Raw genomic sequence first — 20,690 nt, 5'->3', positions numbered from 1 at the left:
CCGTAGTGAAAGTGAATATCCGGCCCAGTCATTGTCGCTGGTTGCGTCATCGAGTGACGCGATTCACGCCCGTTGAGCAAACCGAAGGTTTGCGAGGCCCATCAGAAATCTCTGATTTCTGAGGACGCCGTAAACGGCGGGACTCTTTCGCTGTTTCAGGTAGCTTTTTTGTCCGCCCCGGAAAGTCGTCGGTATGACAAACCCGTTCGGAACCGTCCCAGCGGAGGCGATTCTCGAGGGTCGCGCCACCGACGCCTACTTCGAGCGCACCCGGGACACCCTCGAGCACGCGGGGAAGAACCCCCACGTCGTCGCCGAGGTGACGGCCGATCAGTTCCCCACCGGCGCCTTCGAGGTGTTCACCGGCGTCGCCGACGTCGCGACGCTCTTCGAGGGCCGCGACGTGGATATCGACGCGCTGCCCGACGGCCAACTGTTCGACGGCGGCCCCGTAATGCGAATCGAAGGCTCCTACCTCGAGTTCGCCGAACTCGAGACCTCGCTGCTCGGCTTTCTGTCCCAGCCCAGCGGGTTCGCGACGGGCGCACTCGAGGTTCGGCGGGCGGCGCCCGACTCGCTCGTCCTCTCGTTCGGCGCGCGTCACGTCCACCCCTCGATCGCGGCGACGGTCGAGCGCGCCGCGTTGCTCGCCGGACTCGACGGCTTCTCGCACGTCGCCGCGGGCGATATTCTGGGTCGCGAAGCCGGCGGGACGATGCCCCACGCGCTCATGTTCTGTTTCGGCGAGGGCAACCAGGCCGAGGCGTGGACGGCGTTCGACGAGGCCGTCGGCGAGGACGTCCCGCGGATCGCGCTGACCGACACCTTCTGGGACGAAAAGAGCGAGAGCCTGCTGGCCGCCGAGACGCTCGGAGACGATCTCGAGGGCGTTCGACTCGATACCACGGGCTCGAGACGCGGCGACTTCCGACACATCGTCCGCGAGATCCGCTGGGAACTCGACGCGCGCGGCCACGAGGACGTCGATATCTTCTGTAGCGGCGGGCTCACCCCCGAGTCGATCCGCAATCTTCGGGATATTGCGGACGGCTTCGGCGTCGGCAGCCACATCACGGGCGCCGACTCGGTCGACTTCAGCCTCGATATCGTCTCCCTCGAGGGGGAGCCGGTCTCCAAGCGGGGCAAGCTCTCTGGCGTGAAGGAGGTGTACCGAACGTCGGCGGGGGGCCACCACGTCGCGCTCGCCGACCGCGAGGGACCCGAGGACGGAGAGCCCCTGCTCGAGCCGCTCGTTCGCGACGGCGAAGTGGTTCGGGAGTTCGACCTCGAGGCGGCGAGCGAACGGTGTCTGGCCGACGCGGAGCGAGTCGGCTTTGACGAATCAACGGATTGAACTCTCTGCCGTCGGCAGACGCGGTATGGAGTCTGCAGCGACGCGGCGCCGTCTCGCAACGCGATCGTGAACCTGTTGACGCTCAAATTGGTCGGAATTGGTCTCTTTGCAGCCGTCGTCAACTGGTCCGCCATGATGGTCTCGGGTCCGCTCGGCTCGGTCCGGATCGGTCTCTTCGCACTCGGCAACGTCGTCGTCTGTTGGCTCGTCGTCGACGCCGTCTTCGCCGCCCTCGACCAGTTGCTCGAGTCGAAACTCCACGAGCGGGAGTAACCCACTCCCGGTCACAGCGCCGCGGTGGGTGGGAGTCTCGTTCAGTTCAGATCCGCTCGCTCGAACCGCCAGTAGCCGATCGCGAGCGGGATCACGATCCAGCACAGCAGGACGACGGCGGCAAACCAGTCGCTGAGGTAGAACGGCAACTCGCCGCTCACGCGGTTCGAGACCAGGAGTGCGTTCGGGTTCTCCATCGTCTCCTCGGGAATGTCCTCGACCATGGTCTGCCAGCCGAGCATCGGCCAGATGAACTGGTCGGCCAGTTCGCTCGAGACCGCGCGGTAGGCCTCGAGCGGGTTCAGCTGCAGGAGGAAGAAGTACCACTCGGGGGCCTCGAGTCCCGGCAGTTCGCCCTCGAGGAGGTAGTGGACGGCCGTGACGGCCGGGTGCCAGACGAGCGTGAAGACGACGTAGCTCCCGATCGCGCCGCCCATCGCCTGCATCCTCGAGGACGCCATCGCCGAGACGCCGACCGCGATGGCGGTAAAGGCCATCCCGAGGAGGATCGTCAGCGCCGAGAACCAGAGGAAGGTCCCGATCGGCACGTCGTCGAACAGCGCGAGCGCGATCACGATGGCAACGAGACAAGCCACGATCGATGCGACGGCGATGACGGCCAGCCGGCTCAGGAATTTGCCGGCGAACACGTCCCAGCGGCTGTGGGAGAGGCCGAACAGCACCCGCAGGCTGCCCGACTGTCGCTCGCCGACGACGGCCATGTAGCCGACGAGCAGGGCCAGAATCGGGATGAGGAGGAGTCCGCCGATGTTGGCGACGACGCCGATGACCTCCGTTGGTTCGGTATCCGAGAGGTTGTCGGTCGCGGCGCCGACCGCGATGATTCCCATCAGGAAGACGAAGACGCCCATCACCGCCCAGATCATCCGCGAGCGAATCGCGTCCTCGAAGTCCTTTCGGGCCAACAGCGTGGTGCTCATCGACCCACCTCCTTCTCTGCCACACCACCGTCGGCCGCCGTTCGCTGCGCGACCGTCGAGTCGTCGGCCCCCGTCGCCCGCTCGTGGTCTGACGCCGCGTCGACGCCGGTGAACGCAGAAAAGAGGTCCTCGAGCGTCGCCTCTTCGATCTCGAAGTCGACGATCGGCGTTCCGGACTCGACGAGGCGGTGGATCGTGCGGGCCTTGGCGGCCGGGTCGGCGTACGTTATCCGGAGCCGACCGTTCTCTTCGGCCGTCACCTCGCTTACGCCGTCGATATCGACGAGTCCGGTGCGGTCAACTGCGGGCTCTCCTGCGACGTCGACGACGAGACTCGAGCCCACGCCCGAGCGCTCGCGCAGTCCGGCGATGGTGTCGACGGTGACCAGTTCGCCGCCGTCGAGGATGCCCACGCGGTCACAGACCGCCGACACCTGCCCGAGGATGTGACTCGAGAAGAAGACGGTCGTCCCGTCGGCGGCCTCCTCGCGGATGATCTCCTGAAAGATCCGGATTCCGTGGGGATCGAGGCCGCTCGAGGGCTCGTCCAGCACGAGGAGGTCGGGGTCGCCGACGAGCGCCATCGCCATCGCGAGTCGCTGTTTCATCCCCTTCGAGTAGTCGCCGACCGGCCGCTCGGCGTCGGCAAGGTCCAGCCCGACGCGTTCCAGCAGCGCCTCCGGTGACTCGGTTCCGCCCTTCGAGTCGAGGGCGAACTCGAGGTGTCGGGAGCCCGAGGAGCGCTCCCAGAGGTCGAAGCCGTCGGGGAGGATGCCGACGCGGTCGCGAACGGCGTCGGTCTCCTCGTGGGTGTCGTAGCCGAGCACCGTCGCCGACCCCTCGGTCGGCCGGATGAAGTCGAGCAGGAGGTCGATCGTCGTCGTCTTCCCCGCGCCGTTCGGCCCGAGAAAGCCGAAGACCTCGCCCGCCTCGACGGTCAACTCGAGGGCCTCGAGGGCCGTTTCCTCGCCGTAGCGTTTCGTCAGCCCGGTCGTTTTGATCGCGGCCATCGTCACACCACCCCCGTGGACCGTCGGCGGTCGTCGTTCCAGTCCGCTCGCTCGGTTCGATGGCTCTGGCCCGCTCGCTGCGGTGCCGTGCCGTCCGTCAGTCGGGTTTCGGAATCGGTGTCGGTCTGCGTGTCTCCCATCGCGTTTCGACCGTCGACCGGGAGCATCCTATAAGCAGATTCACAGTTGTCGGGCCGGCAGTCGTGGCGAACAGTTATATACTGGTTCCGCCGGGCGGGCGGTTAGCTGGCGGTGCGCTCGCGCATGTACTCGAGTGCGTCCCGTCCGGCCGTTCCCAGAAACAGTCTGCTGACCTGCCCGTTGAGCCACGCGAACGCGTTCAACAGCGCGAGCGAAGCCACCAGAACGACGACTCCGACGACCGAAACCGCCAGCGCCTCGGGGAGCGTCGTCGCCTCCCACTCGGCGATCGTGATGGCGAACTCGACCCCAACGAGCAGTTCGTTCCACGGGAGTTCCAGCGACGGCGTGAGATGGATCGGTTCGCCCCCATTGATCAGGCCCACCTGCACGTTCGGCTGGTCGTAGTACAGCGGCGTCAGGAGCAGGGCGATGGCAGTAGTGAGCAACGTCGTCAGCAGCACGAACGAGACGATGCCGACGACGAACTTGAGAAAGAGGTAACAGATCGCCGCGTACGTCTCGAGACCGAAGACGAGCAGTCGAGCGCCGTCGATCCCGTCCTCGCCGTCGAGAAACGGGTAGCCGGGCGAGTCGATCTCGATCGACAGTAGATGTCGGGTCGTCGCGCGCTCGAAGGCCGCGAAGACGTGGCTCGCGGCGAGCACGAGGAGCAAGATCGGTAGGCCGACCGCGATAATCAGCAGCCCGAACCCGAGCGAGAAGCCGGTCACCAGAAAGACGAAGTAGATGATGCCGAGCGGAAACGCGAGGAGCAGGTACAAGAGGTTCAGATAGGTCTGCGGACGAAACGGACTGAGTGCTGCGGTCCGCATCGTCCGCCCGACGCCGTCGATGCGGATGGATCCCGCTCGAAGACTCACAGCAAAACTCTCGTCGACCACCTAAGATAAATCTTGGTGGGGCCTCGAACCCGGGCGTGGCGTGCCGTGCCGTGACCGCCGTCTATGCGAACGCCGTCGCGAACGTCCCGTAGATCCGAACGATTATTGCCTTTCGAGCGGGAGTCCAGAGGGACGTGTCGGACCGGCAACTGGAACCCGTCGACGGCCTGCAGTCCGCTACCGGCAGGACTCGCGGCTCCGTCGCGACGAACGTGCGACTCGAGCGCCGTTCGGACTCGTCCGACGCCGTCGACACTCGAGGGAGGGACCAGCGATGACGACCGTCGTCGACGCCGACACCGAGGAGCTACTCGCCCTGCTCGAGGACGAGTACGCGCGGACGATCATCCTCGAGACCTACCGCGACGCACAGTCCGTCGAGGCGCTGAGCGACGCCTGCGACGCCGATCCCTCGACCGTCTACCGCCGTATCGATCGCCTCCAGGAGCGCGACCTCCTGGCGGACCAGCAACGACTCGACCCGAACGGCCACCACTACAAGGTCTACGTCGCCCGCCTCGAGCACGTCGCGATCGACGTGACCGACGACGGTTTCGACGTGACGGTCGACTATCGCGAGGAAGACGCCGCGGACACCTTCACGCGGCTCTACGAGGAGTTCTCCGGATGATCGGGCCGATCACCACACCGACGAGCGGGCTCGAGGCGGCGCGCCGAGTCGCGACGGTCGATGATTCGGTCGGGTCCGAGTTGGCGACGTGGATTGGGTCACTCGAGCCCTCGCTACTCGCCTCGCTGCCGCTGCAGGTGGACGTCGAGGGCGGCTCGATGCCCGTCGTGCTCGCCGCCGTCGTGACGTTTTTCGTGGCGACCGTCCTCGCCGTCCTCGTCACCTACCGGTTCGTCGAGGGCTACCGGCGGACGCGGGCGCGTCCGATCCTGCTGCTCGCCGTCGGGATGTTCCTGCTTGCGCCGGCTCCGATGTTCGTCCGACTGCTCGCGGGGAACCTCGAGGCCGTGCCGCTTGCGGCCCAGTTGCTGCTCACGACGCTCTCAGAGTTGTGTGGCCTGTTGGTCATCCTCTACGCCGTCTACACCACCTGACCATGCTCGAATCCATCACCGCAGTCGCGTCCGCCCTCACCGCAGTCGTGGGGCTGTTCGTCGCCCACCTCGCCTACCGGGGCTACCGGCGGAACGACAGCCCGACGATGCGCGCGCTCGCGATCGGGATCGTCTGTATCGCGGTGATTCCGTACCTGATCCTCTACCTCTTCGATCCCGTCCTCGGGCTCACCGACGCCCAGAGTCTCCTCGCGATCACGCTCTTTCACACCGCCGGACTGCTCGCCATTTACCGGACGTTCGATCGGTGACCGGAAGCGGTCGACGGTCGACGGTCGACAGCGGGAGGTGCGATTTACCCCAGTATATAATCGTTGTGCAGGGTTGGCGATCCGCCAACTCGCTCTCTCGTTATAGGGTTCGCCGGCCCGTCGTCTCGAGCGAGGCCAATGACCTACGCAACACTGACCGCTCGAGACAGCACTGACGGACCGGACGACCGACCGCTGCGCTGGTTCTTCGGGGTCCCGTTTCGCGCGCGGACCTACCTGAACCTCTGTTATCTGCTGCTCGCGTTCCCCCTCGGAATCGTCTATTTCACCGCCGTCACGATCGGGTTCTCGCTCGGGTTCGGATTACTCGTGACGCTCGTGGGGCTCCCGCTGCTCGTCCTGACGCTGATCGGCACGACGGTGCTCGCGGCGTTCGACGCGCGGCTGACGAGCCACCTCGTCGGCGTCAACGCGCCGCTGCCCGAATCGCTGCGCGCCGAGAATCCCCGCAGTCTCTCGCGAGCCGAGGACGGCGTCCTCGACGCCCTCGCGGCGCTGGTGACCGCGCCGACGACCTGGACCAGTCTGGTGCTAGTGGTCGCCAAATTCGTCTACGGTATCCTCGCGTTCACCGTGATCGTCACCGCGGGCTCTCTCGTGCTGGCCGCGCTCGCCGCACCGCTGGTGTACGCGGACCCGACGATTACCTACACCGTCGGCGCGTACGATGTCGAGACGCTGCCGGCGGCGCTCGTCGTCTCCGCGGCTGGCGTTCTCGGCGGCTTCCTCGCCATGCACCTCTGGAACGGATTGGCGATCGCCGGCGGTCGACTGTCAGCCGCGCTGCTCGAGGTCGGGCCGTCGAAACCAACGCGGTAGCAGGAGCAGTGTAGAACGGGACGGCACGCTGCAGCGGTCTTCGCCGGCGTCGGCGAGCCGAACAGTACGCTTCGTCGCGTCGTCGGTTAGAGTTCCTCGATGCTGCCGTCGGCGTCGCGCTCGCGGAACACCTGCCCTTCGAACAGCGTGACGATGACGTCGTCGTCCTGCCAGGCCTTCGGTGCCAGCCCCGCCTTTCGGCTGGTTCGATCGAGGTACTCCTCGGCGCTCCACCGGTTCTCGACGGGGACTGTCGGATAGAGCCAGCCGCTCTCGCCGCCGCCGTCGACGGCGACGCCGTGGGTTCCCAACTCGAGATCGGCCAGCGGATCGTCGGTCAGGACGACGTTCCGGACGGCACAGACCGAGACAGTGAGATTCGGAAGCTCTGAGGGGGTTACTTCGGAGCCACAGGAATCCTCGCTCGCGGCTTCGATCGCCGCGTCGACGATAACGTGGCCGAGTTGCTCGCCCGAGCGATAGCCACCGGCACAGCCGCGCAGGCTGCCCCGCCCGCGGGTGGACTCGAGGCGGACGAACGCGCCGGTTCGTTCGTAGAAGGCCTCGCGCATGCTACCCGGCTGTTCTCGTTGCCCGTGTTGTACGAAAGATTCGACGGACTCGCGCGCGAGTTCGACCGCGCGTGCACCGTCTTCGTAGGAGAGGTTGACGCCCTGTCGCTGGGACATACAGATATACATGGGAATTGTTCTCCTAAAACGCTTCCATTCGAATCGAACGGTGAGCCGTCGCGTCGACCGGGGGACTTATTCGGCCGCCGGTCGTACGATAACTGGGAGAGAGAGCCTGGCTGCCGCGATAGCTGTCCCGGAGACGGGGCAGCTATCTGACGTTGCCCGTCCCTCCGGGACGCGCAACGCTCTAACGTGATCCATCCCTTCGGGATGCATCACGCTCGCGAGGAAAGTCCCCCCACCTGTTCGGGCAGGTGACCGGGCGCAAGTCCGGAGCGGGAGACCGCTGGCTCTGGAACAGAAACGACACGTCTCGGCCCGACCGATGATGCGCGCGAACCCGACCGAGAGGAAGGGGAGCTAACCCGCAGAGGATTGCGGTTGATACCCCGTGGTTCAAATCCGCGGATCGTGTACGCGGTTCGGAGCGCCTCCGGCGCGAGACCCGCGATGTCACGATCGACCGCACCCAGACGGCCGAGGAGCGATGGAACGGCGAACCCTCACCGGTGCAAGTCCGTGCCGTGGTAGCCCGAACGCCCCGCGGCCTCGCCGCGGACGGCGCGGACGCTCAGCCGAATGCCGGGACGAACAGAAGGGGGCTTACTCCTCTCACCCAATTTCGAACCCGTGAGCGGCAGCGCCGGATCGCTCTCCAATCGCTCCGGCACGGACCCAGACGGACGTCGCCTGTCGCAGCGTCCCGTGACTCACCGCCACCCGATTCGACACGGTGCTCCGTCGCCGCCGTGAAAATGGTGGATTACAGCCTCGCTGTGGCCCTCAGAAGTCGTTTACGATCTGGGGAACGCAGCCGATATCGGGCCGCATGAACTCGCAGTGACCATCGACCTGTGCAGTCACGTCGCGGTCGTAGTAGCTGTCTGGCGTCGAACCGGAACTGAACCAGCCGCCGCAGTCGGCGCCTTCACAGCCGACGCCGCTGCCCCACGTCTGGAGGCCGTACAGCGTACAGACCGTGTCGTCGTCCTCGGAGTGGTAGTTGTAGACGACGTGAGCCGAGTGAGTGATGCCGTCGGCGTACTTGCCGTCGTCACAGACGGTGTCATCGTTGACGGCCGCTCCGAGCAACGCGACGGTGTCGATGACCTCGTCACCGCCGAGCGCGTTTAACGTCGCAAGGCTCACCCGTCCACCCAGCGAGTGCCCCGTCAGCCGGATCGTCGTCGACGGGTTCGCTGCGCGGTAGTCCCGGAGCCAGTCGGCCAGCCGCTGGCCCGCCGTGTCGGCGTTGCTCTCGGCGCCCCAGAAGTTGGCCGTATCGGCGTCCCACGTGGCCGCCACGACGGGTGCATCGTAGCCGTTCTGTCCCAACGCGGTCTCATAGGTGTAGGCCTGGTTCTCGCTGGACTTCATCCCGTTCCAGCCGTGAACGTAGATGCAGATCTCGTCGACGCCGTGCGGGATATTCGACTCCGATGGGGCACCCGTCAGGTCGACCTCCGGATAGTCGGCTGGCGCCTCGACCGGCCAGTCCGTGCAGTCCTTTACCTCGCCAGCGGATACCGACGTGCTCGCCGCCCCAACACCGACGGCCCCCACGGCCGCCGACGACGTCGCCCTGAGCAGGCACCGGCGATTGAGGTCACTTTTGTTCTCGGTCCATCTCTCTTGACCCATGTTACCGCCTCCCTTGTCATTTTCTGTCATGACGGGGCATACCAATTTCAACGTGTTATAAAAATCTGTTGGTGTGTACTTGGCAATACAAACTACTGTTCGGCAAAGATGGACGCTGTCGGTCGGATATGCGTGACCGCAACGTGAGGCAGTGGCGAGACGCACGTCCTGCCACGCGCCACCTAACAGTTCCAGAACTATATCGGCGACCGGCGTGACCTGTCGGTACCGATGCCAACGCGACACCCGCCGACTGGCCCCTTCACCCCCGTCGCCGGACCCGTAACCACGTGGCTGCCGTCTCGGTCGGTGGGTCTCTCGCGCTCCGTCAGTTGGAGTCCCAGCCCTCGACGATCCGTGGCACGCAGCCCACCTCGGGCTTCGTGTAATCGCAGTGGTCGTCGACCTCGTCGGTGACGTCCACGTCGGTGTAGTTATCCGGCACGGAGCCGCTGTCGTCGGTGATCCAGCCGCCGTCGCAGTCGGAACCGGCACAGCCGAGGCCGCTCGAGAACGACTGGAGATCGTAGCCGTAACAGACGCTGTCGTCGTTCTCCGAGTGGTAGTTGGAGACCGTCTCGGCGTTGGCGTCGATGCCGTAGGCGTACTCCCCGTCCGTACAGACCGAATCATCGTCCGCGGCGGCGCCGACCAGCGCGACGGTGTCGACCGTCGCGTCGCCGTCGAGGGCCGTGAGCGTCTCGAGGCAGAGCCGTCCGCCGAGCGAGTGGCCGACCAGCCTGACCGTCCGCTCCTCGAGATTGGCTCGCTCGGATGTGAGCCACGACGCGAGCCGCTGTCCCGCCGTCTCGGTCCTGCTCTCGGCGCGCCAGTAGTTTCGGGTGTCAGCCTCCCACGAGGCCGCGACGACCGGCGCGTCGTAGCCGGTTTCTTCGAGCGCCTGCTCGAGCGTGTAGGCCTGGTCGGTGCTGGTCTCGAGACCGAGCCAGCCGTGGACGGAGACGACGAGTTCGGACTCGTCCTCGAGGGACTCGAAGTTCGCCGCCGACGGATTGGAACTGGTGAGGTCGATCTCCGGGTACTCCGCCGGCGCGTCTAGCCACTCGTCGCAGCCCGAGAAGCCGCTCGCGGCGGCCGAGCCGGAGGCGCCGGCGAGACCGGCCCCACCGACTGCGGTGGCCGCCGTCGTCCGGAGGACTCGCCGTCGGCTGACGGTCGTCGATTCACCTTGTGTGTCGTTCGATTCGCCCGTCGTGTCCGCGTGATTGTCACTCATGTGTCCCACCGAGTACACCGCTTTCGGTGGTTCTCGGGGATGGAGACGGGTACCGCCCCGGCCGGCATGTTCCAGTCGGGCGCGGTCGTGGTAGACGTCCGTAACACGAAGTCAGTTCGCTGCTCTTGAGCGTTCAGTCCGGGATACAGGCCCCGAGGACCTCGATTCTTTAGTTGCGATCGGTTACGTCCACTCACCGGGGAGATTGTGGGGATTGGTGGTCAGCAGTCGGAGCAGCGGACGAATTTCGCCGAATTTCGCTCCGCGTTCGACTGTGTGCCTGTTCGAATTCCACTCGATGAATTGAGCTTCTTCCAGTAGTGGAAGGTGGCGATGTCGGAGTTCGAGTGTGGCATCCTCTAACTGCTGATCCTCATCGACGACCTCTTCGGGAACACAAACGCCAGTATCGTTGCGAGATTCCAATAATTTCGTGAGTAGCTGACGTCGTTGTTTGTTTGATAAGATCTGAAAGGCCAGATCAAGCATTATAGGCTTTTTCCTTCCGGAAGGGTATAACTGTGCTGTGAGGTGCGAGGCCGGCGGACACGAGATTCATTCCCTCACATATTCGGGAATTGTGATCTGTCTGCGATCCCCTCACTGCGCTCAGCGTTGTTGCGGCGGTGAAAACGTCCTGACGGAGTCTTACGCGAACGAAGTGAGCGTAAGGCACGTCAGGACCGAACACGGGAGCGGACGCTGAGCAATGCGAAGCGTCCGCGATAAGTGAGCGTCCTGACGGAGATTTGAACTCCGGTCCCTGGCTCCGCAAGCCAAGAGGATAGTCCACTACCCTACCAGGACTCATCTCTTCGTAACCCCGTGTACACTAAAGCCCTTTCGAAAGAGACCGGCAGACGGCCGCCGACTGGCGGATTCATGCGTGGCTGCGTCTCCCACGATCGGCCTCGGAGACGGTCCCTCGAGCCGCGATTTTATATACGAAGCCGGGACCAGCAGGGGTATGCGCTCGGACGCGAGGACAGGCCGGTTCGAGAGGAAGGATCGAACGCCACTGGATCGATCCGGACCCAGTCGAAACCCCGGTCGACGACGCCGAATGAACAACGCTTATGCGCGACCTACGCATGCACGAACCTAGAATGAGCGACATCGAGGGCGTGTACGAAGACCTCGAGGCCGACGTTTCTCTCGAGAAGTTTCGCGAGGCCGTCGAGGCGAAAGTCGAGCAGATGGGGGGTCTCGCGGACGAGGAGACGGCGGCGATGCTCGTCGCTCACGAGATCGGCGAGAGCGAGGTCGGCGGCATCGCCGACATCGAACCCGGTATGGAAGACGTGAAGTTCATCGCCAAGGTCACCAGCATCGGCGAGGTGCGAACCTTCGAACGCGACGGCGAGGACGAGGACGGCCGCGTCGTCAACGTCGAAGTCGCCGACGAGACCGGCTCCGTACGGGCCGCTTTCTGGGACCAGCACGCCGAAGCGGCGATCGAGGAACTCGAGGAGGGCCAGGTGCTGCGCGTCAAGGGCCGCCCGAAGGAGGGCTTCTCGGGTGTCGAAATTAGCGTCGACGACGTCCAGCCCGATCCGGACGCGGAGGTCGACGTGCAGGTCGCCGATACGCACACCGTCGAGGCGCTCTCGCTCGGGCTCTCGAACGTCAACCTCGTCGGACTCGTGTTGGACACCGACAGCGTTCGCACGTTCGACCGCGACGACGGCTCCGAGGGGAAGGTCTCGAACCTCGTTCTCGGCGACTCGACCGGTCGCGTGCGCGTGACGCTGTGGGACGAGCAGGCCGACACCGCGACGGCAATCGACCCCGGCACGACCGTCGAAGTGATCGACGGCTACGTCAAGGATCGCGACGGGACTCTCGAACTCCACGTCGGCAACCGCGGTGCCGTCGAGGAGGTCGACGAGGAAGTCGAGTACGTCCCCGAGAGCACGCCGATCGAGGAGCTCGAGATCGACCAAATGGTCGACATCGCGGGCGTCGTCCGCTCGGCTGATCCGAAACGCACCTTCGACCGCGACGACGGTTCCGAGGGGCAGGTTCGAAACATTCGCGTCCAGGACGCGACCGGCGACATCCGCGTGGCGATGTGGGGTGAGAAGGCCGATATCGACATCGGTCCGGGCGACGAGGTCGCCCTCGGCGACGTGGAGATCCAGGACGGGTGGCAGGACGATCTCGAGGCCTCCGCGGGCTGGCAGTCGACGATCACGGTGCTCGAGTCCGACTCCGCCGGTGCCGGCGACGCAGCCGACGAGTCGGACGGCTCGAGCGACGCGAACGCTGGACTGTCGGCGTTCGCCGGTGGCGACGATGAGGGTGACGATGCAGCCGATATAGAGGCGGACGACCCCGATGCAGACGACTCGAGCGACGCAGCTGCCGAGTCGGACGACCCGACCGACGGCGAGGAACTCGAGTTCACCGGGGTCGTCGTGCAGGCCGGCGATCCGGTCGTACTGGACGACGGCGAGTCGACGATGAGCGTCTCGACCGACGTCGACGTGGGTCTCGGCGAGGAGGTAACCGCCCGAGGGGTCGTCCGCGACGGGCGCCTCGAGGCAAACGACGTGTTCTGACGCCGCGAGCAACCTCATCGAGCGGCTAGGAAAAGCGTTAAGGGAGTTAGCTTCGCCTATCATGGTATGAACGTCGAACTCCCGTTCGCCCCGGTGGACACGATAATCCGGCGGAACGCGGGCGAACTTCGGGTGAGTGCCGACGCGTCGAAGGAACTCGCAACGCGGATCCAAGAACACGGGAGCGAGCTCGCGATCGACGCCGCCGAGCACGCGACCGAGGACGGGCGCAAGACGCTGATGGCCGAGGATTTCGGCGTCGAACGGGTCGTCGACAAGGACGATCTCGAGCTCCCCGTCGCCCCCGTCGACCGCATCGCCAGGCTGGATATCGACGATCGCTATCGCGTCTCGATGGACGCTCGCGTCGCCCTCGCCGATATTCTCGAGGACTACGCGGACAACGTCGCTCGGGCGTCCGCGACCCTCGCCCACCACGCCGACCGACGAACCATCACCGAGGACGACATCGAGACGTACTTCTCGCTGTTCGAGTGAGATGCAATTCGGCTACAGCGAGACCTGTCTCGCACACGATCCCGGTTCGCGCCACCCTGAGTCGCCGGACCGGCTACGAGCGATCCGAGAGCGACTGAAGAAGAAACACGGCGTCGAGTACGTCGAGGCCGAGCCCTGCGATATCGATCGGATGGCGGCCGTCCACGAACGGGAGTACATCGAGTCCGTCGAGGAGTTCTGTGCCGACGGCGGCGGTAACTGGGATCCCGACACGACGGCCGTCGAGGAGAGTTGGGACGCGGTCTGTCACAGCTCCGGACTCGCCTGCTGGGCCGCCGAGGCCGCACTCGAGGGGGCGACCGGGCGGAAGACGCCGTTTTCGATCGGCCGGCCGCCGGGCCACCACGCCGTCTACGACGACGCGATGGGGTTTTGCTTCGTCAACAACGCCGCGGTCGCGGCCCAGTACGCGCTGGATTCCGAGGAGTACGACGTCGAACGGGTCGCGATCGTCGACTGGGACGTCCACCACGGCAACGGCACGCAGGACATCTTCTACGACCGCGACGACGTTTTCTTCGTCTCGATTCACGAGAAGGGGCTGTATCCGGGAACCGGCGCGATCGACGAGACCGGCGAAGGCGACGGTGCCGGAACGACGATGAACATCCCGATGCCCGCCGGAACGGACGACGGCGAGTACCTCGCCGCGGTTGAGGGCCCAATTATGGCGGCGCTGACGGAGTACGACCCCGACCTGCTGTTGATCAGTGCGGGCTTTGACGCCCACCGACACGATCCGATCTCGCGGATTCGACTGTCGACGGAGGCCTACGCCCTGATGACCGATCGATTCCGAACGCTCGCCGACGAGACCGACGCCGCGCTCGCATTCATCCTCGAGGGGGGCTACGGACTCGACGTGCTCGCCGACAGCGTCGCCATCGTCCACGAGACGTTCGACGGACGCGAGCCGATCGAGCCCGACGCCGAGTGCGGCGAGAAAGCCGAATCGGCGCTCGAGGACGTCCTCGAGGCCCACGGGATGGATACCGATCTCGACGGCTGAGTGGTCTCGTCGCCGCTGTTCTCGTTGCTGCCGTTCCCGCCTCTTTTGGTCCCACCGATACTGCTCAGGGACGTGGCTCGAAGTATCGGCCGAGTTCGGGTCCGAACTCCTCGAGTAGTGCCGTGATCTCCTCGCCTACGAGGACCTCGTACTCGTCCGCGAGCGCCGTCTCAACGTGGGCACCGAGACCGACGTCGAAGAGGCGGTTGCTCTCGAGGAACTCGCGAGCAGTAGTGAACTCCCGCGGACGCTCGGTGACGTAGCGGTCGCCAGCGATGAACGGGCCGTACGCCTCGGGATCGTCCGCGTAGGCGTCGTAGAACCCCTCGGCGTGGCTGCGGACGTGGATCGGCGGTCCGCGGTGGGCTTCGACCGCGGGGCGTTCGCTGACGGCGAGTTCGACGAAAATCACCGCGGTGTCGTCGGCCATCGTCGTCGCGCGGAAGACGTCGAAGCCGCGGTCGTCGAGCCCGGTTGCGATCCCGTCGACGGACTTCTGTAGCTGGGGATAGAGCTGGTCCTCGACGAGATCCGGGGCCTCGAACCGGACGGCGACGGGGGTCGTCCCCCGGCGCTCGAGGTGCTCGTGAAGCTCGGACTCGGTGAGCGGCTCTGGCGCTGTGGGTTCGAAGACCTCGGCTCGAGGAGTCTCGAGGAACGAGCGGGCGTAGTGCTGGAGGCGCGCGACGTTCTCGGGCGAACAGACGGCGGCGACGTTGCGCTCCGGGTCGGTCGGATCGATGACGACGAGCGGATCGTGGAACGTTTCTTGGCCGTGGTCTTCGGGATCGAGTTCGACCTGCGGGTGCCAGTTCGCCGCGGCCTCGAGCAGATTGCGAAAGCCGCCGTACTCGACGACGAGCAGTTCGGTCAGGTAGCCGCTGAAGCCCCGGGTCCGGAGGTCGCTGCCGTAGGCGCCGATCCCCTTCAGGAACTGCTTGGTGAGGCGAACGTCGGCGGCGAGATCGTCGTCGAGGCGGGCCTCGAGGTACTGCGTGTGAAACGGCGTGCGGTCGACGGCCGAGCGGATCTCGGTGGCCGACTCGAGGCGAAAGCAGGGGACGACGTCGATATCGAACCCCTCGACCGTGCCCTTGACGTAGGGGTGTTCGGCGTACTCCTCGTGGCCGTCGGGGAGGGTCGCGTGGCCGACCTCGAGGCCGTATCGCTCGAGCCGTTCGCGCTCGAGATCCGGCGGGAAGCGCACGAAGATGTCGATGTCGCGGTCGCCGCTAATCCAGGTGTTTCTGGCGGTCGAGCCGACCTGGATGACGTCGGCGTCGGGACAGCGGTCGGTCGCGGCGGCTTCGGCGCGGGCGACGAGTCGGTCGGCGACCGCACGGAGACGTTCTCGTTCGTCCGCGTCGGGTTCGATTCGCTCGTGGATGGTGGCGACGACCGACTCGAAGCCGTCGTCGCTGGTCGGGTCGGGGTCGTCGCTCTCGGCGTCCTCCTCGCTCATTGGGAGATAGTACTCGAGGGGTGCGTGAAAGGGTGTCGAACACGGAGCAAGCAAAACGAAAGCCCTATCAAACACACCCGACTATTTGGAAATGAGCCGAAGTAGCTCAGTTGGTAGAGCACCTCGCTGTTAACGAGGTTGTCCCAGGTTCGAGTCCTGGCTTTGGCGCTTCTTCATACGTCTTTTCGCCGATAGAGCGAACAGTAGTCGACTCGAATCGCGTTCTACTCGTCGTTTCGTCTCCGTCACGGTCGAACGTGGTCGTGAACGCTCTGCTGTCTGTAACGAGCAGTCCGGTAGTTTATATGGAATAGCGCGGCGAAACCGTGCATGCTCGACCGAAGCACGCGATACGAACACCTCGAGGAGCCACAAAAGCGCGGCCGGGCCACCGAAGCGATCGTTCAGGCGGCGTTCGCCGTGTGCGACGTTCCGGTGCTCGTGCCGACCGCCGACGACGAGCCCTACGATTTAGTCGTCGAAGTCGGTGGACGATTTCACCGAATCCAGTGCAAGACGGCGTACCGAAAGAGCGAGGGGACGGTTGCCTTCGAAACTGTCAGCCGTATCCGGCGGCGTCGTGACGGCTACGATCGTCGCGGAGACGACGGTCGAGCGGAGTACTTCGCCGTCTACGATCCGGTCAACGACAACCGGTATCTGATTCCCGTTACGGAGGCCACGAGCGGGACGATGGAGATCCGATTTCGGGCGCCGAAAAACGGCCAGCGAGACGGAATCAACTGGGCCGAGGAGTACCTGTTCGACGAGCGACTCGAGGACCTGCGTCGACCCTGATACTGCCGGACAGAAGTCAATACGAAGTCGGTCGCTATGCTGCGGCCGTCGCCGTCGGAGACGGCCGCGAATTTGCGACCGGTCTTCACATAGTTCTGTCCGGCAGTATGACACGCCGTCTCGAATCAGGCGTCCTGCAACTGCCCGATGGACTCGAGCGGAACCAGCGAGTAGTCGACGGTCTCGACGCCTTCGATCGCTCGCAGTTTGCCCACGAACGTTGAAATCGCCTCGAGATCGCTCTCGAGGACGAAGCAATCGACGCAGTAGTCCGCGACGTGGCTATGGTCGTTGGAGGCGATGTTAGCGTCGTGTTCGTGGCGCAGTTCCGTCACGCGGCGCTCGACGCGCTGGGTGCCGAAATCGTAGAACACGGTGACGACGCCGGCGAGGGACTCCTCTGCGAGCCGCTCATCGTCGAACTCGGTGAGTAACGACCGTGCACTCTCGCGGACGACCTCGCTGCGGCCGGTGTAGTCGTGTTCCGTAACGTGTGCATCGAGTCGGTCGATCAGTTCGGCGGGCATCGAGACGCTGACGACGGGCATTGATGGTATGAACATAGTGGACTTAGATAATAGAATTTGTTATGAGATGCAGGTCGCTTACGTAATAACTAACATTAACAAGGATCGGGTGCACATTCACAATTGATCTATGAGTAGCAATCGTATTCCCGTCACCGTTCTCAGCGGCCCGCTCGGTGCGGGCAAGACGACCGTCCTCAACCACGTGCTGACTGCAGACCACGGTCTCGATGTAGCTGTCGTCGTCAACGACATGGGCGACGTGAACGTCGACGCCGAGCACGTCACCCAGCAGACCGACCTGGGCGGCGACGAGGAGATCATCGAACTCTCGAACGGCTGTATCTGCTGTCGTCTGCGTGGCGACATGCTGGACGAAGTCGGTCGACTGGCCGATCGTCGCGACTTCGACTACCTGCTGGTCGAATCCTCGGGCATCTCGGAGCCGATTCCGGTCGCCCAGACGTTCGCGATGGGGTTCGAGGACGCCGACTTCGATCCGACGGACACCTACGAACTGGACACGATGGTCACCGTCGTCAACGCCCACAGCATCTGGGAGTCGTTCGACACCGGAACCGCGCTGACGGACCAGCAACTCGAGGGCGACTCCGGCCGCGTACCGGAGGAGGTCCTGCTGGACCAGATCGAGTTCTGTGACGTCCTCCTTCTCAACAAGTGCGATCTCGCCCCCGACGACTCGCTAGACGAGATCGAGGCCGTCTTAGAGCGGCTTCAGCCACGGGCGGACATCGTTCGAACGGAGTTCGGGAACGTCGACCCCGACGTAATTCTCGGTACCGGACAGTTCGACTTCGAGCGCGCACAGGCGTCTGCGGGCTGGAAACACGAACTCGAACACGACCACCACCACGATCCACAGGAGGAACACGGCGTTACCTCCTTCGTCTACCAGCGCGACCGACCGTTCCACCCCGAGCGGATCGCGAGCCTGCTCGCGGAACTGCCGGACGAACTCGTCCGCGCGAAGGGCTTTTTCTGGAGCGCGGGCCGCGAGGACGTCGCGATGGGCATCGACAAGGCCGGCACGTCAGTCCGGGCCGGCCCGTCGGGTCAGTGGCTCGCGACCTTGCCCGAAGCCCAGCGCGAGCAGTACTTCGCCGCTCGTCCCGGCTTGAAAGACGACTGGGACGATCAGTGGGGCGACCGCATGACGCGGCTCGTCTTCATCGGCCGCGATTTCGAAGACGAGGACCTGATCGACCGTCTCGACGACTGCGTGCTGACCGATGCGGAGATGGACGACGACTGGGACGCGTACGCCGATCCGTTCGAACCGGAAGAGCAACGTGAACTCGCGCTCGCGAACGAGTAAATGAGCGTTCCCGTCACCGTACTCTGTGGCGAACTCGGCGCGGGCAAGACGACGCTGTTGTCCGGGCTGCTCGAGTCGACCGACCGAGAGATCGCCGTGTTAGTTAACGACGTCGGCGCGGTCAACGTCGACGCCGACCTCGTGGAGGCTCGAACCGATCTGACGACCGGCGAGGAGGTGCTGGCCCTCGAGAACGGCTGTATCTGCTGTAGCCTCGGCCGCGAACTCTCCCGGTCGGTCATTCAGCTCTGGAAAGAACACGACTTTGACTATCTCGTCGTCGAGGCCTCGGGCGTCGGCGAGCCCGAACCGATTGCGCGGCAGTTCGTCCGCGGCCCGGCCGGCGGTCCGTACGATCTGGACGCTGTCGTCACCGTCGTCGACGCGCGGCGGTTCTACGATCGGTTCGCGGCGGGCAGTTCGGACGAGCGAGACGACCCACCGATTCCGGAGCCACAGGGTCCGGACGAGACGGGGAGTCGTCCCCTGGGGGACCTGCTGCTCGAGCAAGTCGAGTTCTGCGACCTGCTCGTCGTGAACAAGTGCGACCTCGTGAGCGACGACGAACGCGAGCGGGTCGTCGCGCTGCTCGAGACGCTCCAGCCCCGCGCCGACGTCGTCACGACCGAGTACGGCGCACTCGAGCCCGAGGCGTTGCTCGGCAGCGAGCGATTCGATCTCGAGGCGGCGGCCGAGTCGGCGGGCTGGAAGCGGGCGATCGAGACCGCCGCTGCCGATCTCGACGAGGACGATGCGCACGAACACGATGCGGACGACTCGGCTCACGGCCACGGTGGGGGCGGGCACGGTCACAATCACGACGATCACGACCCGGGCCACGACGAGCACGATCACAGTCACGGCGACGAGCACGACCATGGCGAGCCACACGGGCATAGCGATGGGGATCACGATCACGTCCATCCCCCCGAGCGGTACGGCATCGAGGTCGACACCTACCATCGACGACGGCCGTTCCACCCACAGCGCCTCGCGGCCTTCCTCGCCGACCTGCCCGACGCCCTCGTGCGCGCCAAGGGATTGTGCTGGATCGCCGGCCGCGAGACACAGGCGATCACGGCGAGCTACGCCGGGTCGGAGACCAGTCTCGAGGTCACCGGCCGCTGGATCGCCAGCTTTTCCGAGGAGCGACAGGCGCAGTACCGACGCGGCCAGCCCGACCTCGCGTGGGACGAGGAGTGGGGCGACCGCGAGACGCGACTCGCCCTCATCGGCCGAAATATCTCGATGGAGGACCTGCAATCCAGACTCGACGACTGTTTGTTGACCGACGAGGAGATGGAGGCGGACTGGACCGCCTTCGAGAACCCTGCACCGACGGGGATGAGCGAGACGGTGACGGTCTCGCACGGAGGGACTGACTCGTGAGCCGAGTGTCGGGACCCGGTCGCTCGAGTCGGCGGCTCCCGGGAGGGGAGCTATTATCGCCCTTCGGCGAGGATATCGTCCTATGACGACCGACACCAACGACCGCCGGAGCACCGACGATCACGGCCACGATATCATCGATCCGCTCTACGTGGGGATCGTGACGGTCTCGAGTTCGCGCGCGCAAGCCGACGAGCCGAATCCCGACGATCCGGGCGGGGACACCATTCAGGAGTGTTTCGAGACCGAGGGTCACGAGGTGCGGGAACGGCTGTTGGTCCGGGACGACTACTCGTCGATCCGAACGGCGGTGCGCGGACTGGTCGCCCGTCGGGATATCGACATCGTGCTCACGACCGGCGGCACGGGGGTCACCGCAGACGACGTTTCACCCGAGGCGACGGCCTCGCTGTTCGAGCGCGAACTCCCCGGCTTCGGCGAACTCTTTCGGTCGCTCTCGTGGGACGAAGTCGGCACTCGCGCGATGGCCTCGCGCGCGACGGCCGGAATCGCGGTCGACACGCCGGTGTTTTGTCTCCCCGGGAGCACGAACGCCTGCCGAACCGCGTGTGAGCAACTGATCGTCCCCGAAGCGCCGCATCTCGCGGGCCTCGCGACGCGCCACCGACAGGGGGGAACCGATCAATCGCTGTCGGCCTACCAGGACGAGGCGTAAGCGAACTCCCCGTCCGCGACGGCTCGACTAATTTCGTTT

At 65.2% G+C, this 20,690-nt stretch carries 23 protein-coding genes, 2 tRNA genes and 1 other RNA gene; 15 read left to right on the top strand and 11 right to left on the bottom strand.

Annotated elements, in window-relative coordinates; genetic code table 11:
- Positions 1-193 precede the first annotated feature (193 nt).
- Together ACSFDB_RS16200 and ACSFDB_RS16195 are read left to right on the top strand one after the other, a co-directional pair.
- On the top strand, positions 194-1,354 hold the full coding sequence (locus ACSFDB_RS16200; RefSeq protein WP_440771961.1) for a nicotinate phosphoribosyltransferase: 1,161 nt from the start codon (positions 194-196) through the stop codon (positions 1,352-1,354).
- Between the two features lie 66 nt (positions 1,355-1,420).
- Positions 1,421-1,627, top strand: coding sequence for a hypothetical protein (locus ACSFDB_RS16195; protein WP_440771960.1), 207 nt, complete (start codon positions 1,421-1,423; stop codon positions 1,625-1,627).
- Between the two features lie 41 nt (positions 1,628-1,668).
- Here the strand turns inward: ACSFDB_RS16195 and ACSFDB_RS16190 are convergent, their stop codons facing one another.
- The 4 genes from ACSFDB_RS16190 to ACSFDB_RS16175 all read right to left on the bottom strand — a co-directional run bounded on the left by ACSFDB_RS16190 (position 1,669) and on the right by ACSFDB_RS16175 (position 4,603).
- Positions 1,669-2,568: an ABC transporter permease gene (locus tag ACSFDB_RS16190; RefSeq protein WP_440771959.1), complete on the bottom strand. Its 900-nt coding sequence runs from the start codon at positions 2,566-2,568 to the stop codon at positions 1,669-1,671.
- Entirely contained in the window at positions 2,565-3,578 is a 1,014-nt protein-coding gene (locus ACSFDB_RS16185; RefSeq protein WP_440771958.1) for an ABC transporter ATP-binding protein, read from the bottom strand. The genes ACSFDB_RS16190 and ACSFDB_RS16185 overlap by 4 nt, the downstream gene beginning before the upstream one ends.
- A gap of 2 nt (positions 3,579-3,580) precedes the next feature.
- Positions 3,581-3,718 (bottom strand): hypothetical protein, encoded by a 138-nt coding sequence (locus ACSFDB_RS16180; RefSeq protein WP_440771957.1) that lies wholly within the window; start codon positions 3,716-3,718, stop codon positions 3,581-3,583.
- Between the two features lie 102 nt (positions 3,719-3,820).
- Complete coding sequence (locus ACSFDB_RS16175; RefSeq protein ID WP_440771956.1) at positions 3,821-4,603, bottom strand: sensor domain-containing protein; 783 nt, start codon at positions 4,601-4,603, stop codon at positions 3,821-3,823.
- A gap of 295 nt (positions 4,604-4,898) precedes the next feature.
- Between ACSFDB_RS16175 and ACSFDB_RS16170 the strand changes: the two genes are divergently transcribed.
- From ACSFDB_RS16170 to ACSFDB_RS16155, 4 genes are all read left to right on the top strand, one after another.
- The gene (locus tag ACSFDB_RS16170; protein ID WP_440766880.1) at positions 4,899-5,255 is read left to right on the top strand and encodes a helix-turn-helix domain-containing protein; all 357 of its coding nucleotides are present in this window, start codon (positions 4,899-4,901) and stop codon (positions 5,253-5,255) included.
- Positions 5,252-5,689 carry a DUF7521 family protein gene (locus ACSFDB_RS16165; RefSeq protein ID WP_440771955.1) on the top strand — a complete coding sequence of 146 codons (438 nt, stop codon included), beginning with the start codon at positions 5,252-5,254 and terminating at the stop codon, positions 5,687-5,689. Before ACSFDB_RS16170 ends, ACSFDB_RS16165 begins: the two co-directional genes overlap by 4 nt.
- A 2-nt stretch (positions 5,690-5,691) precedes the next feature.
- On the top strand, positions 5,692-5,961 hold the full coding sequence (locus ACSFDB_RS16160; protein ID WP_440771954.1) for a DUF7521 family protein: 270 nt from the start codon (positions 5,692-5,694) through the stop codon (positions 5,959-5,961).
- Between the two features lie 138 nt (positions 5,962-6,099).
- Positions 6,100-6,801: a sensor domain-containing protein gene (locus ACSFDB_RS16155; RefSeq protein WP_440771953.1), complete on the top strand. Its 702-nt coding sequence runs from the start codon at positions 6,100-6,102 to the stop codon at positions 6,799-6,801.
- 86 nt (positions 6,802-6,887) lie between these two features.
- On the opposite strand, the gene ACSFDB_RS16150 is transcribed toward ACSFDB_RS16155, so the two are convergent.
- Positions 6,888-7,490, bottom strand: a complete 603-nt coding sequence (locus ACSFDB_RS16150) for a TIGR00296 family protein (protein ID WP_440771952.1) — start codon at positions 7,488-7,490, stop codon at positions 6,888-6,890.
- A 213-nt stretch (positions 7,491-7,703) separates the two neighbouring features.
- Between ACSFDB_RS16150 and rnpB the strand changes: the two genes are divergently transcribed.
- Positions 7,704-8,114, top strand: an RNA gene (gene rnpB, locus ACSFDB_RS16145) — RNase P RNA component.
- Between the two features lie 165 nt (positions 8,115-8,279).
- Here rnpB and ACSFDB_RS16140 read toward each other — a convergent pair.
- From ACSFDB_RS16140 to ACSFDB_RS16125, 4 genes are all read right to left on the bottom strand, one after another.
- Positions 8,280-9,167, bottom strand: coding sequence for an esterase/lipase family protein (locus ACSFDB_RS16140; protein ID WP_440771951.1), 888 nt, complete (start codon positions 9,165-9,167; stop codon positions 8,280-8,282).
- Between the two features lie 298 nt (positions 9,168-9,465).
- Positions 9,466-10,374 (bottom strand): esterase/lipase family protein, encoded by a 909-nt coding sequence (locus ACSFDB_RS16135; RefSeq protein ID WP_440771950.1) that lies wholly within the window; start codon positions 10,372-10,374, stop codon positions 9,466-9,468.
- Between the two features lie 183 nt (positions 10,375-10,557).
- A complete protein-coding gene (locus ACSFDB_RS16130; protein ID WP_440771949.1) occupies positions 10,558-10,863 on the bottom strand; it encodes a DUF7344 domain-containing protein in 306 nt (101 codons plus the stop codon).
- A 245-nt stretch (positions 10,864-11,108) separates the two neighbouring features.
- Positions 11,109-11,181: transfer RNA gene (locus ACSFDB_RS16125), tRNA-Arg, on the bottom strand.
- A 299-nt stretch (positions 11,182-11,480) separates the two neighbouring features.
- Between ACSFDB_RS16125 and ACSFDB_RS16120 the strand changes: the two genes are divergently transcribed.
- The 3 genes from ACSFDB_RS16120 to ACSFDB_RS16110 all read left to right on the top strand — a co-directional run bounded on the left by ACSFDB_RS16120 (position 11,481) and on the right by ACSFDB_RS16110 (position 14,463).
- On the top strand, positions 11,481-12,935 hold the full coding sequence (locus tag ACSFDB_RS16120) for a single-stranded DNA binding protein (RefSeq protein WP_440771948.1): 1,455 nt from the start codon (positions 11,481-11,483) through the stop codon (positions 12,933-12,935).
- 66 nt (positions 12,936-13,001) lie between these two features.
- Positions 13,002-13,433: a histone gene (locus ACSFDB_RS16115; RefSeq protein WP_090308838.1), complete on the top strand. Its 432-nt coding sequence runs from the start codon at positions 13,002-13,004 to the stop codon at positions 13,431-13,433.
- A gap of 1 nt (position 13,434) precedes the next feature.
- Complete coding sequence (locus ACSFDB_RS16110) at positions 13,435-14,463, top strand: histone deacetylase family protein (RefSeq protein WP_440771947.1); 1,029 nt, start codon at positions 13,435-13,437, stop codon at positions 14,461-14,463.
- Positions 14,464-14,527: 64 nt separating this feature from the next.
- Here the strand turns inward: ACSFDB_RS16110 and cca are convergent, their stop codons facing one another.
- Positions 14,528-15,925, bottom strand: coding sequence for a CCA tRNA nucleotidyltransferase (cca, locus tag ACSFDB_RS16105; protein ID WP_440771946.1), 1,398 nt, complete (start codon positions 15,923-15,925; stop codon positions 14,528-14,530).
- Between the two features lie 95 nt (positions 15,926-16,020).
- Between cca and ACSFDB_RS16100 the strand changes: the two genes are divergently transcribed.
- Together ACSFDB_RS16100 and ACSFDB_RS16095 are read left to right on the top strand one after the other, a co-directional pair.
- A tRNA-Asn gene (locus ACSFDB_RS16100) sits at positions 16,021-16,093 on the top strand.
- A gap of 162 nt (positions 16,094-16,255) precedes the next feature.
- On the top strand, positions 16,256-16,723 hold the full coding sequence (locus ACSFDB_RS16095; protein WP_440771945.1) for a group I intron-associated PD-(D/E)XK endonuclease: 468 nt from the start codon (positions 16,256-16,258) through the stop codon (positions 16,721-16,723).
- Positions 16,724-16,848: 125 nt separating this feature from the next.
- Here the strand turns inward: ACSFDB_RS16095 and ACSFDB_RS16090 are convergent, their stop codons facing one another.
- Entirely contained in the window at positions 16,849-17,271 is a 423-nt protein-coding gene (locus ACSFDB_RS16090; protein ID WP_440772251.1) for a CopG family ribbon-helix-helix protein, read from the bottom strand.
- Positions 17,272-17,380: 109 nt separating this feature from the next.
- On the opposite strand from ACSFDB_RS16090, the gene ACSFDB_RS16085 reads away from it, so the two are divergent.
- From ACSFDB_RS16085 to ACSFDB_RS16075, 3 genes are all read left to right on the top strand, one after another.
- Positions 17,381-18,586, top strand: coding sequence for a GTP-binding protein (locus ACSFDB_RS16085; protein ID WP_440771944.1), 1,206 nt, complete (start codon positions 17,381-17,383; stop codon positions 18,584-18,586).
- Entirely contained in the window at positions 18,587-19,975 is a 1,389-nt protein-coding gene (locus ACSFDB_RS16080) for a CobW family GTP-binding protein (RefSeq protein WP_440771943.1), read from the top strand. It begins immediately after the preceding gene.
- A gap of 82 nt (positions 19,976-20,057) precedes the next feature.
- The gene (locus ACSFDB_RS16075; RefSeq protein ID WP_440771942.1) at positions 20,058-20,651 is read left to right on the top strand and encodes a MogA/MoaB family molybdenum cofactor biosynthesis protein; all 594 of its coding nucleotides are present in this window, start codon (positions 20,058-20,060) and stop codon (positions 20,649-20,651) included.
- Positions 20,652-20,690 lie beyond the last annotated feature (39 nt).

This window comes from Natronorubrum amylolyticum (assembly GCF_052040145.1).
In the GTDB taxonomy this organism is placed as follows: Archaea; Halobacteriota; Halobacteria; order Halobacteriales; family Natrialbaceae; genus Natronorubrum.
This window is presented reverse-complemented; position numbering and strand designations above follow the sequence as displayed.